This is a genomic window from Mycobacterium bulgaricum, assembly GCF_041287165.2.
GTDB classification, from domain to species: Bacteria; Actinomycetota; Actinomycetes; order Mycobacteriales; family Mycobacteriaceae; genus Mycobacterium; species Mycobacterium bulgaricum.
The window spans coordinates 143,815-155,721 of the sequence record NZ_JBGGKV020000010.1; the positions used below are offsets into that span (position 1 = coordinate 143,815).

Annotated in this window: 13 protein-coding genes and 1 pseudogene; 8 read left to right on the forward strand and 6 right to left on the reverse strand. The window is 68.5% G+C overall.

Features of this window, described 5'->3' with window-relative positions:
• Positions 1 to 3: 3 nt before the first annotated feature.
• Positions 4 to 540 carry a tripartite tricarboxylate transporter TctB family protein gene (locus ACAG24_RS23110; RefSeq protein WP_370474718.1) on the reverse strand — a complete coding sequence of 179 codons (537 nt, stop codon included), beginning with the start codon at positions 538 to 540 and terminating at the stop codon, positions 4 to 6.
• Between the two features lie 3 nt (positions 541 to 543).
• The gene (locus ACAG24_RS23115; protein ID WP_370474719.1) at positions 544 to 1,554 is read right to left on the reverse strand and encodes a Bug family tripartite tricarboxylate transporter substrate binding protein; all 1,011 of its coding nucleotides are present in this window, start codon (positions 1,552 to 1,554) and stop codon (positions 544 to 546) included.
• Positions 1,555 to 1,824: 270 nt separating this feature from the next.
• Between ACAG24_RS23115 and ACAG24_RS23120 the strand changes: the two genes are divergently transcribed.
• From ACAG24_RS23120 to ACAG24_RS23140, 5 genes and pseudogenes are all read left to right on the forward strand, one after another.
• Complete coding sequence (locus ACAG24_RS23120) at positions 1,825 to 2,316, forward strand: ferredoxin reductase domain-containing protein (RefSeq protein WP_370474720.1); 492 nt, start codon at positions 1,825 to 1,827, stop codon at positions 2,314 to 2,316.
• Positions 2,317 to 2,404: 88 nt separating this feature from the next.
• On the forward strand, positions 2,405 to 3,307 hold the full coding sequence (locus ACAG24_RS23125) for a metal-dependent hydrolase (protein ID WP_370474721.1): 903 nt from the start codon (positions 2,405 to 2,407) through the stop codon (positions 3,305 to 3,307).
• Positions 3,307 to 4,413, forward strand: coding sequence for a PDR/VanB family oxidoreductase (locus ACAG24_RS23130; RefSeq protein ID WP_370474722.1), 1,107 nt, complete (start codon positions 3,307 to 3,309; stop codon positions 4,411 to 4,413). The genes ACAG24_RS23125 and ACAG24_RS23130 overlap by 1 nt, the downstream gene beginning before the upstream one ends.
• Before the next feature lie 32 nt (positions 4,414 to 4,445).
• Positions 4,446 to 5,894 carry a serine/threonine-protein kinase gene (locus ACAG24_RS23135; protein WP_370474723.1) on the forward strand — a complete coding sequence of 483 codons (1,449 nt, stop codon included), beginning with the start codon at positions 4,446 to 4,448 and terminating at the stop codon, positions 5,892 to 5,894.
• Positions 5,891 to 6,286: pseudogene (locus ACAG24_RS23140) on the forward strand (nuclear transport factor 2 family protein); the annotation flags it as partial. The gene ACAG24_RS23135 and the pseudogene ACAG24_RS23140, both read left to right, overlap by 4 nt.
• A gap of 22 nt (positions 6,287 to 6,308) precedes the next feature.
• Here ACAG24_RS23140 and ACAG24_RS23145 read toward each other — a convergent pair.
• On the reverse strand, positions 6,309 to 6,800 hold the full coding sequence (locus ACAG24_RS23145; RefSeq protein ID WP_370474724.1) for an NUDIX hydrolase: 492 nt from the start codon (positions 6,798 to 6,800) through the stop codon (positions 6,309 to 6,311).
• A 26-nt stretch (positions 6,801 to 6,826) separates the two neighbouring features.
• On the opposite strand from ACAG24_RS23145, the gene ACAG24_RS23150 reads away from it, so the two are divergent.
• Entirely contained in the window at positions 6,827 to 7,564 is a 738-nt protein-coding gene (locus ACAG24_RS23150; RefSeq protein WP_370474725.1) for a hypothetical protein, read from the forward strand.
• Between the two features lie 119 nt (positions 7,565 to 7,683).
• Positions 7,684 to 8,469 (forward strand): SGNH/GDSL hydrolase family protein, encoded by a 786-nt coding sequence (locus ACAG24_RS23155; protein WP_370474726.1) that lies wholly within the window; start codon positions 7,684 to 7,686, stop codon positions 8,467 to 8,469.
• A 105-nt stretch (positions 8,470 to 8,574) separates the two neighbouring features.
• Here the strand turns inward: ACAG24_RS23155 and ACAG24_RS23160 are convergent, their stop codons facing one another.
• Positions 8,575 to 9,177, reverse strand: a complete 603-nt coding sequence (locus ACAG24_RS23160) for a hypothetical protein (protein WP_370474727.1) — start codon at positions 9,175 to 9,177, stop codon at positions 8,575 to 8,577.
• Positions 9,178 to 9,266: 89 nt separating this feature from the next.
• Complete coding sequence (locus ACAG24_RS23165; protein WP_370474728.1) at positions 9,267 to 10,076, reverse strand: nuclear transport factor 2 family protein; 810 nt, start codon at positions 10,074 to 10,076, stop codon at positions 9,267 to 9,269.
• A gap of 103 nt (positions 10,077 to 10,179) precedes the next feature.
• Between ACAG24_RS23165 and ACAG24_RS23170 the strand changes: the two genes are divergently transcribed.
• Positions 10,180 to 10,614 (forward strand): Rv0313 family protein, encoded by a 435-nt coding sequence (locus ACAG24_RS23170; protein WP_370474729.1) that lies wholly within the window; start codon positions 10,180 to 10,182, stop codon positions 10,612 to 10,614.
• On the opposite strand, the gene ACAG24_RS23175 is transcribed toward ACAG24_RS23170, so the two are convergent.
• Positions 10,594 to 11,811 (reverse strand): cytochrome P450, encoded by a 1,218-nt coding sequence (locus ACAG24_RS23175; protein ID WP_370474730.1) that lies wholly within the window; start codon positions 11,809 to 11,811, stop codon positions 10,594 to 10,596. The two genes, ACAG24_RS23170 and ACAG24_RS23175, sit on opposite strands and share 21 nt — an antisense overlap.
• Positions 11,812 to 11,907 lie beyond the last annotated feature (96 nt).

Here is an 11,907-nt window from a genome sequence, read left to right on the forward strand (position 1 = left end):
TTTCTACAGAGATATGAGGTGCGGCAACGGGATTCGTAAGCCGTAGAGGAACAGGAAGTAGAACGCCGCCACCGTGACCACGCTGATCACGACGGTGTTGCGCCAGCTCTCGCCGCCGAGGAACTTCAGCCAGATGACACACAACGCCAGCGCAGGGATCTCGAACCCGGTGAGCGGCAACAGGAGTCCGAACGCGACGAACGTGACGATGCCGGCGACCGCGAGCAGGCTGCTGCGGGTGAACGCCTCGCTGTCGGTCAGCCCGCGGCCGGCGACCAGCAGCACCGCCGACAACGCGGCGATGACAACGCTGACGACGAACGGCCACAGGCCGGGCCCGGGTTCGCTCAGCGATCCGAGGCCGTAGCCGAATGACAGCACAGCGCCGCCGAGGCCGATGGCGAGGCCCACCAGCGCGCCAACCGTCTGGTAGACGGGCCCCCCGGGAGTGGGCCGGTCCTCCTCCATCTCCTCGGCGACCTCGGCCTCGATCTCGGCGAGGATGTCGCGGGTGTGCGGGTGGGCCGCGGGTTCGGACACGGCTCAGCCCTCGGCACGCAGATTGATGCCGTACTGCTGGACCAGGTCGGCGTACCGCTGGCGGTCCTCTTCGAGCTGCGCGACGACCTCGTCACCGGAGATCTCCATGGGCGTCAGGCTGTTCTGCTCGTTGAACGCCTTGTAGTCCTCGGTGTCGAAGGTGGCTTTCATGCCCTCGACGAGGCGGTCCCGCACCTCCTGCGGGGTGCCCTTGGGCACGGTCATGAAGCGGTACTGGGTGACCTCGACGTCGAGACCCTGCTCTTTGGCGGTCGGCACCTCGGGCAGGTAGGCGATGCGGTCGGGTCCGAAGACGGCCAGCGGTGTCAGCTTGCCGGACTGGATGTTCTCGATGGCCTCGCCGACCTGGATGCTCGCGACGTCGACCTGGTTGCCGAGCACCGCGGCCAGCGCGGGCGCGCCACCGTCGAACGGCACCGCCTGGGCGTTGACGTTGCTGGTCTTGAACAGCAGCGCCGCCGAGAGCTGAGCGCCGGTACCCACTCCTGTGGTGCCGTATCGGACCACGCGGGTGGCGCGCTTGATGTCGTCGAGGGTGCGGTATCCGCTGGCGGGGTTGGTGACCAGGACGTAGTCGTCGCGGGAGACGCCCTGCACGATGTCGAAGCTGTCGAGGTTGGTGACCTCGTCCTGGGCGACGGCCAGCGGGGTGATCGTGAACAGCGACGCATTCTGGATCGCGATCTTGGAGCCGTCCGGCGCGGCGTTGGCGACCTCGGCGGCGGCGAGCGCACCGTTGGCCCCTTCGCGGTTGATGACCGGGAAGGAGGCGCCGAGATTGTCGGACAGCCCCTTGGACACCGCGCGGCTGATCAGATCGCTGGATCCGCCGGCGGAGGCGCCGACATACATCTCGACGGTGCCGGACGGATAGTCGCCGCCGGATCCGCCGCCCGTGGAGCTCTGCACTCCGCTGCAGCCGGTCACCGCGAGGCCGGTGGCTGCCAGGACCGCGATGCCGCGTGTCAAAGAGGTGGGGAGAGCCAGGTGCATCGGTTCACTCCTTGTTCAGTGTGATCCACATGGGCGGCGAGGCGCTGATGTGGTGAGCGTCACGTGTCACGCTAAGCAATACGGTCGATACCTGTCCAAGCCGTTTTCGGCATGGGTTGATACCTTCTGCGCATCGCGCGCGGCTCCCCGCGGGGCGACGCCGCCTGCGCCGGCCGTGCTGCGCTGTAACGCGGGGGCCTGCTGCAGCGGTTTCACATTCGTCACGGCTGCGATATGTTCGCACCGCATACCGAACCCGAGGGAGTTGTCGTGAACAAGCTCGTTGCGCTCAGCGGCGGAATCGTCGCCGCCGGAACGGCCGCGCTGATCGGTACCGGTGTGGCGGTGTCGCAACCGCAACCGGGTGCAGCAGCCCATCCCTCCAACGTCATCGGCGAGCAGTACGGACGCGCGCTGGCCATTCTGAAGAGCCAGGGCGTCAAAGCCTATTTCGGTGGATCCACCGGCAGCGTGCTGCCGCAGTCGTCCTGCCTCGTCGGTTCGCAGAAGGTGACCAGCGGTGGTCGCATGCTTCTCATGCTCGACTGCACGCAGGCCGCGGCCGACCAGATCAAGGCCATGGGTCCCACCGGCGGACCGACCGTCGGCGCCAACGGCGTCACCACGGTCACCCCGACCCCGATGGTCCCAGTCGCCGGCGCACCCGGCGCGGGCATGGCGCCGCCGGCGCCCGGCATCGTCCAGAGCGTCCCGCAGGGTGGCGGCGCCCCGATCATCGCCAACACCTCACCGCGGCCCTGACCACAGGCAGCTAACCGGTACCCGCGTTCCCACCAACGGGTCTGCTTCGTCGTAAACTCGGCTGAGTTCACGACGAACAGGAGCCGCCATGCTGCGACCGCGCCGCTTCGCCGCGGAAATCGACCCCGGTCCCGTCCAGATACAGGCCCGCAAGGTGCACTTCGACGTCACCGACGCGCCGCTGCACTGGATTCCCGGCCACCCGGTGGCCTCGCACGTCGTCAGCGTCCTCAACATCGTGCTGCCGGCGGGGGAACGCTGGTTCGTCGAGACGTTCAACGAGGCGCTCCCACTGGTCAAGGACCCCAAGCTGGCTGACGACATCCGGGGGTTCATCGGACAGGAAGCCACCCACGCCGACGTGCACGACCAGGTTCTGCACGAGTTCATGATCCACCACGGTGTGGATCCGACGCCGATCCTCGATCAGATCGAGCATTTGTTCAGCGGGGTCCTCGCTCCGATGGACGACTCTGTCGACGAAGCCCGCCGCATGAACCATCTGTGCGACCGGCTCTGGCTGATTGCGGCGATCGAGCACTACACCGCCGTGATGGGCGATTTCGCGTTGAACTGTACGTGGGACGATCACGGCGCGGATCCGACGCTGGTGGACATGTTCCGCTGGCACGGCAGCGAAGAGGTGGAGCACCGCAGCGTCGCCCACGACGTCGCCGTCTACTTCCACGACAGCTATTTCGCGCGGATCCGTGCGATGGCGATGTCGGCGACGATGCTGTTCGTCTTCTTCCAGCGGGCGGCCTGGTATCTCGTCAAGCACGACCCGTCGGTGGACGCCGGCTGGTGGACGTTCAACAGAATGCGGATGCGCGACTCCAAACTGGGCCTTCTTCCCCTGTACCGCAACCTTTTCGGGTCCAGCACCCTCGGGTATTTCCGCCCCGGCTATTCGCCGGAGCAGTTGGGCTCCACCGCGCAGGCCGTCGCGTACCTGGCCACCTCGCCGGCGGCGCGCGCCGCACACCTGTGATGCGTCTGTTCGAGCGCCATCGGCGGGTCCCGCCGAGCGCCTCGGGGCGGCTGCGCCACGACCCGACCTTGAGCCTGGCCGACGCGGCCATCTCCGGGCTCTTCGCGGCGTCGGCGGCGGTGCGGCGGATCCGGCCACCGGCGGGCGGGCCGGACACCTTCGCCCTGACGGTCGCCGCGCGCCGCGTCGTGGCCCACGACCAGGATGTCGTCGAGCTGACCCTCACGCCCGTCGGCGGCGCCGCGCTGCCGCCGTGGTACCCCGGCGCCCACCTCGACGTCCACCTGCCCAGCGGAGCGGTACGGCAATACTCACTCTGCGGAAACCCCGCCGTCACAAGCGATTACCGCATCGCGGTGCGGCGTATCCCCGGTGGCGGCGGCGGGTCGATCGAGGTGCACGACGCACTCCCGGTGGGATCGACGGTGCGCACCCACGGTCCGCGCAACGCGTTTCCGCTGACGGTGCCCGGCTACGGGTCCCCCGCGCGCCGATTCCGTTTCATCGCAGGCGGTATCGGCATCACGCCGATCCTGCCGATGCTCGCACTGGCGCGCCGCCTCGGCATCGACTGGTCGATGGTCTACACGGGACGTTCCCTCGACAGCCTGCCGTTCGTCGACGACGTCGCCGGGTACGGTGCCGCGGTCACGGTCCGAACCGACGACCGGCAGGGGTTGCCGTCGGCGGCGGATCTGCTCGGCGAATGCCCGCCCGGCACCGCGGTCTACGCCTGCGGGCCCGCGCCGATGCTCACCGCGATCCGGTCCGCCCTGGTCGGACGGGACGACGTCGAACTGCACTTCGAACGATTCGCCGCGCCGCCGGTGGTCGACGGCAGGCCCTTCCCGGTGACGATCGCCTCCCGCGGCGAGCCGGTCGAGGTGGGCGCCGAGGAGACTCTGCTCGCGGCGCTGCGCCGGGCGGGCGTCGCCGCGCCGTACTCGTGTCAGCAAGGCTTCTGCGGAACCTGCCGCACGCAGGTGCTGGCCGGGTCCGTCGATCACCGCGACACACTGTTGACCGGTCCGGAACGCGACGCCGGAATGATGCTGACCTGCGTGTCCCGTGCCACGGACGGTTCCGGCCTGACGCTGGATCTCTGAGGGCTGCGCACCTGCGTCTGTAGTATTCGGCAATGCCGTTGTCCGCTGGCGAAACGTTCGCGGGGTACACGATCGTGCGTCTGCTCGGATCCGGCGGAATGGGCGAGGTCTACCTCGCTCAGCACCCGAGACTCCCCCGCCAGGATGCGCTGAAGATCCTGCCCGCCACGGTTTCTGCGGACTCCGAATACCGGCAGCGGTTCCACCGGGAGGCCGACATCGCCTCATCGTTGTGGCACCCGCACATCGTCGGTGTGCACGACCGCGGCGAACACGACGGACAGATCTGGATCTCGATGGATTACGTCGAGGGCACCGACGCCGCGCATCTGATCGCCGATGCGCAGGGCGACGGAATGCCGGCCCGGCAGGTCGCCGACATCGTCACCGCGGTCGCCGAGGCCCTCGACTACGCCCATGAACGTCACCTGCTCCACCGCGACGTCAAGCCCGCCAACATCCTGATCTCGCGACCCGGCTCGCGAGACCAGCGGATCCTGTTGGCGGACTTCGGGATTGCGCGCTGGGAGGACGACATCAGCGGGCTGACCGCGACGAACATGACCGTCGGCACCGTGTCCTATGCGGCACCGGAGCAGCTGATGGCCCGCGACCTCGACGGCCGCGCCGATCAGTACGCGTTGGCCGCGACGGCCTTCCACCTGCTGACGGGAAAACCGCCGTTCCCGCACTCGAATCCGGCCGTCGTGATCAGCCGGCACCTGTCGGCGGAGCCGCCCACGCTCGCCGGCCCCCGGCCCGATCTGGCCGGCGCGGACCCCGTTCTGGCCAAGGCGCTGGCCAAGGATCCCGGCGATCGCTTCGAGCGGTGCACAGATTTCGCGCGTGCGCTCAGTCACCGTCTCAACGTTGCGGGACACCAGGATACGGATGCCACCCGGCTGGACGCGCCCGTCGCGACCAAGCGTGCCGGCCGGAGCGGGCCGGCCTGGTCGCGGCCGGCCTTCCTCGTGCCCGCTGTGCTCGCGGTGCTGCTCGTCGTCGCGGTCGCGGCGGCGGCCCTGGAGTTCCTGCGCGCCGACAGCGAGCAGCAGCCGACCGCACGCCCACCTGTTACCTCTCCCCCTCCGGCGGCGACGACCACCACCGGCGCCGCACCGCCGCCGGTCGTCGCCACCTCCGAGGCAACCGAGACGGTGACCGACACCGTGACGTCATCGGCAGTTGCGTCCGCGGCGGTGATCGGCGCGAACTGCGCCCCGCTGGGCAGCACCGCGACCACCGAGACGGGTGCGACCGCGTACTGCGCGTCCGTGCCCGACTCGGACGCCACGATCTGGTCGTTGACGCAGGGCGAGGTGCCCAGCCCCACCTCGACGCCGCCGCCCGACCCGGCCGAGCCGCCGGTGTCCGCCGAAGAGGCGTTCCCGGTGCTGACGTGCATGGCGCAGACCGGCCAGACTCGCAGGCAGTGCCGCGACGACATCCGCAGCAGCAACGGCAGACCACCGCTGCCGTGACGCTCGACATCGCCGACCGGCTCGCAGTGTCCGACCTGGTCCACCTCTACGCTTCCGCCGTCGATGACCGGAGGTTCGACGACCTACTCGAGTTGTTCACTGCGACAGCGGAATTGCGGGTCCCCGACCCGCCGCGATCGCTGGAACCGGTCCGCACACACCACGGCCACGCCGGCGTGCGGACCGCGCTGTCAGCGTTGGCGCGGGTGATACGCACCGAGCATGCGATCGTCGGTGAGGTCTACGCGCGCGGCGACGATCGCGATTACGCCCTGGGGCGCATCGCGTGCGTCGCCCACCACTGGACGGTGGACGGGGATGGCGCCGCCACCGATCTGGTGTGGCACCTGCGCTACGACGACGAATATCTGCGCACACCCAGAGGCTGGCGCTTCCACGGTCGCGCGCTGACCATCAACGCGATAGAGACCCGTCCCGCCCGCCGCGTCCGACTGCCTCCTCGAGCCGGTCCAGCAGTGGGCGCTGGCCTTTCAGCAGCTTCTCCCGCGCCGCCGGCACGTCGAACCACGCCGCCCGGTCGATCTCCGGGAACTCCTTGAACTGTCCCGACCTGGGCGGCCACTCCAGCGTGAAGGTGTTGCTGAACGTGCCGTCGAGGTCGAGGTCGCCGCGGACGGCGAACGCGGTGACGATCTTGCCGCCCGGCTGGCGCAGCGGCGGGAAGTCGATGCGGGGGCCTTCGGGCGGCTGCTTTCCGAGCTCTTCGGCGAACTCGCGCTGCGCGACGTGCCACGGATCTTCGCCGTCGACGTACTCGCCCTTCGGAATCGACCACGCTCCTTCGTCTTTGCGCGCCCAGAACGGCCCGCCGGGATGGCCGATGAGCACTTCGAGACTTTCGCCGGTTTCGCGGTATAGAAGCAGTCCGGCGCTGAGCTTGGGCACGAACCGACGATAATATGGACGCCATCATGACCCGTCCGCGGCGGTTCGACCCGTTTCGTCCAGCCGAGCTGCTGTCGTCTCTGTGGTCGGCGACGGCGATGGTGCCCGTCAACAGTGGCGCCGCGGCAGCCTACCGCACGATGTTCATCACCGTCCGCAGGCTCGTCCTGGGTCGTAGGTTCACCGTCCACCTCGACGACGGGGATCTGACCATGACCGTCACCGAATTCGCGTCCCACCTCGACACCCGCGGCCTGGCCGTCGGCCAGCTCAACGACGTCACCGCGAAGGCCGAGGACATCTGTTGGCGGACAAGCCGATTCGACTCTGCCACGGTGAAGGCGCACAACGTCCACATGAAACCGGGTGCGCCGCCGGTCCTGGTGGCGGCGCCCGTCGACATCACGGTGGAGCTGCCGGCCGCCGCGCTCGATGACCTCTTCCGCACGGCTGCGCCGCGGTTGTCGGGTGTGGTCGGCCCCGACGGCGTCGCCCGGCTGCGGCTGGCCAAAAGGCCCCGACTCGGCCATGTCGAGGTCGAGGCCAGGCTCGACGGGACCACGCTGTGGCTCACGGCACGCAGGCTCAGCATCGGGACCCGACGCTGGCGGTTGCCTGCCAGGACGCCCCGTTACCCCGTGCGGCTGCCGGAGATGGCCCATGGCCTGCAGCTGACCGCCATCACGTTCGCGCCGGGAGTCGTCCAGGTCTCGGGGCGGCTGCCCGAATGGCGCGCCGAATTGCCGCCGAAGCTGTTGCTGTGATGCCACGAATTCGCGGCCATCGACATGGCGGCCCCTGGGCGGCGGCGCGTCACCTCCCGCTGGCCGACACCGCCGCGTGCAGTCGGTGACGGACGCATTGCGCCGCTAGAGTCGCGTCTGTGTTGGGGTATTCCCGGTATGTGGCGCTCGGCGACAGTCAGACGGAGGGCCTCTGGGACGGCGACGACGAGACCGGCCTCGCCGGGTTCGCCGACCGCCTTGCGGTGATGCTCGACGACGTCCGGCCCGGGTTGCGGTACGCGAATCTGGCGATCCGCGGGCGACAGATCCGCGACGTCCTCGACGATCAGCTGCCGAAGGCCATCGCGATGCAGGCCGATCTGATCACGGTGTGTATCGGCATGAATGACATGACTAGGCCGGGTAGGGGTTTTGACCGTGCCCTGGCGCAACTCGACGAAATGCACGTGCGGCTGGCGTCCTCGGGTGCGACGGTCGTGACGACGACGTTCCCGGACCTGGCCCGCATCCTGCCGATCGGTCGCGTCCTTGCCAAGCGGCTCCTCACCATCAACGGACGGATCCGGGATGCCGCGGCACAGCACGGCTTCCGGCTGGTCGATCTGTTCGTGGCTCCGTCGATGACCCAGCCCGACGTCTGGGCTCTCGACCGGGTGCACGGCTCGCCGAAGGGGCATGCGCTGTTCGCTGCCGCTGCCGCCGAGGCGCTCGGCCTCCCCGGCAGCAATCACGAATGGGCGGTCGCCGATCCTGCCGCGGCGCTGCCGTCGTTCCGGTCGCGGATGTACTCGCAGATGCTGTGGACCCAGAACATGATGATGCCGTACCTGTGGATGCACATGCGCGGCAAATCGGTCGGCACCGGCCGCCCGCCGAGGCGCCCCGAACTCGAAACGCTCGAATCGCTGGGCGCGCAAGCTTAGACACCTGTCGCCGAACTGAGATTCCTGGTCGTGATACAGGCCGAAAGCACAGCCGGGAACCTCAGTTCGGCGAGGCTCGGCGGGGCGCTCGGCGAGGACGCGGGCTCAGACGCCCGTCCATGTCTCGGCGATGGTCTCGGCAACGTCGATGACCTTTGCCTCCTGCGATCCCGGGCTGTCGATCTCGCCGGCGACATGCAGGGCGATGAAGCGTTTGATCTCGGCGTCCACGCCTCCGACGATGCGGACCACCTCGCCACGCAGCGATTTCGACGTCACGTGGATCGCGATGTCGGAGGCCCGCGGCTTCTCCACGTCGAGGATCAACAGCAGTGGTTCGGCGGCCTTGGCGGTGGCGCGCAGCGATATCTCGCCGAACACCATGAACTTGGGCTTGTCGATGCGGAGGTCGACGACCATGTCGATCTCCAGCGGGATCCGGACCGCGAACGTGATGAGCTCACCCACGTCACGGGTCACCCGCGGCTGCTGGATGCGCACCTTGGCGGTCACCTTGGCGATCCGGCCCGGGCCCTGCGCAATCGGGCCCATCTCGAAGGCGTCACCGGCGATCTCGCCGATCGCTGCTCCGACGCGGTCTTCGGTCACGGCGATCTCGAAGAACCTGCGGCCGAACTCCTCATAGGTCAGGTAGTTGCCGGGGAACGGGTCGCCGCCGGGCGGGTTGGACGCAACAGACTCTGACATGGTGCTGCTACGTTCTCACGTCCGGCGCACCCGACGCGACACCGCGACCGAAACGTAGCCGGGTCGCCGCCCCCGGTTGATGTGGCGGGTCAGCCGATCTGCCCGAACAGGCGCATGCGCGTGATCTGCGCGCGATCGGCGCCCCCACCTGCCGCGATCTCACCGATGAGCACGCTGCGCTGCCCGTCGCGGTCGACGCGGGCCGCCACCGAGTGCCCGGCGCCGACGAGCTTGCTCCAGCTGCCGCCCGCGAGGTGCTTGACCAGATCGGACGAGGTCAGGGGGTCGTTGTCCCCGACGGTCAGTGGAGTGTCGGAGAGCAGTCGCCGCATCCCGACCTCGTCTCCTCTGCAGACGTCGTCGAGGAGACGTCCGAAGAGCGCCTTGCCGCCGCTGCCCGGCCCGCGGAACCCGCCGAGAAATCCCAGACTGCCGCCGAGACCCTGGTTGGCGAACATCGTCCGGCCCAGGGACAGCCCGGCCGGGACGGCGCCGAGACCCGCTCGGGCGAACTGTCCGACCATCGCGGGCAACTCCCAGTAGGCCGAGAGTGCCGCGACCTTCAACTCGCCGCGCTCGTCGCGCAGGTCGTACCGGATGTAGGTGGGGACGTTCATGGTCAGCGACGACGACATCTGGATCACGAGCTCCACGTCGCGGATCACGACGGATCCGACGACGAGGTCACCCTCCGAACGGAAGGAGATGGACCGTGGCGCGATGAAGGTGTCGTAGAACCTCCCGATCGCGGTGTGCCCCCGGTGCGGCGCCGACCCGACCGGGTCCTCGACCCTGCCGTCGCCGGTGAACAGGCCGATCCAGCCATCGCGGTCGTGTTCTCCCGCGGCGGCCAGGGAGCGCTGCGCCGCGGCCAGCACGTCGGCGTGTGTGAAGGGCATATGGTTGCCTACCACCTCGTGGGGCGACAGTCGACTAGACCTGCCGTCGCAGGCACACTGGTCTCTAACCGCTGTGTTTCCGCGCGGCCTGAGGAGGACCACCATGAGCAGGAGCAACGGCCCCTTCGGATTCGATCCCGAGGATTTCGACCGTGTCGTCCGCGAAGCAGGCGAAGGATTGAAAGAGGCGCTCGACGGTCTTGGCCGGTTCGTGAGCACCCCCGGTGAGCGGGCGGGCTGGTCGACGTTGTTCGACGAGTTCTCCCGCGGGTCGCGTCCGCGTCCCCGGCCCGAGACCACCGGCGAGGCCGGCGACGGGGTCTGGGCGATCTACACGATCGACGAGGCGGGCGGAGCGCACATCGAGCAGGTGTACCCGGCGGAGCTGGACGCGCTGCGGGCCAACAAGAACAACACCGATCCCCGGCGCCGTGTACGTTTCCTGCCCTACGGCATCGCCGTCAGCGTCCTGGACTCCGGTGCAGACGCAGGCCCGGGCACGGAAGCGCCGGACACCTCAGCCGACCAGCATCCGTAGGTGCTCCCAGCCCCTGACCGTGGAGGTCGGGGCGAGCCGGGCGGTGGCGTAGTCGATGTCCCACTCCGGCCACCGGTTGAGCAGTTCGTCGAGGGCGACGCGGCCTTCGAGCCTCGCCAGGTTGGCGCCGAGGCAGTAGTGCAGCCCCTTGCCGAATGTCAGGTGGCTGATGTTGTCGCGGCGGATGTCGAATGTGTCGGGATCGCGGTATCGGCGCTCGTCGCGGTTGGCGGCACCGAACAGCAGCAGAAATGCGCTGCCGGCCGGCACGGTCGTGCCTTGGTACTGGAAATCCCGTACGAGATAGCGCGCGACGTGCGGTCCGGTGGGTTCGAAGCGCAGGGTCTCGTCGATCGTGCGTCCCAGCAAGGTGCGGTCTTCGACGATCTGCCTGCGCTGGTCGGGGTGCTCGGCGAGCACCTTGGCCAGCCAGCCGATCAACCTGCCGGTGGTCTCGTTACCCGCGCCTGCCACCACCTGGGTGTAGTGCAGGACCTCTTTGCGTTTCAGCCTGCGCTCGACGCCGTGCTCGTCGGTGAATTCGACGTTCAGCAGTGCCGTCATCAGATCGTCCGAGGGGTTGGCCGCACGCCATTCGACATAGTCGGCATAGATGCGTCCGTCGGCGATCCTGTCGGGGTCGGCGACTTTCATCGGGGCACCGGGTTTGGTGCGCAGGTTCGCATCGTTGGCGTCGCGCACCGAGACCTGCTCTGACTCCGGGATGCCGAGCAGCATGCCGATCACCCGCATCGGCATCATCGCGGCGAGCTCGGCGATGACGTCGAATCCGTCCGACCCCACCAGCGGGTCGAGGCAGTTGATGCAGTATCGCCGGATCTGGTCTTCGATCTCGGCCATGCGCCGGGGCGTGAACACCCGCGACATCAGGCCGCGCAGCATGGTGTGTGCGGGTGGATCCTCGAACATCATCACGCCCTTGGGCATGGCGAAGTCGGACTTCACCAGCTCGAGGATGTCGCTGCGGCTGTTGGAGAAGGTCGCCCACTCCAGCAGCGCCCTCTCGACGTCGGCGTGACGGGACAATGCCCAGAAGTCGTGGCGCTCGTTGTAATAAAGAGGTGCCTCGTTGCGCAGGCGCGCATAGGTTGGGTAGGGGTCGGCGGTGATCGCCAGGTCGTAGGGGTCGTAATAGAGGTCGGCCGCTCCAGGAGAAGGCTCAGAGAGCACGGTCATTGGTGCACGCTCCTCGTCGACTGTGCAACCGCTCAGCATTGGGCTGTCGCTATGTCTAACAGCGCTGCGTCGCCTACCGCAAGCGTCACATTGTGA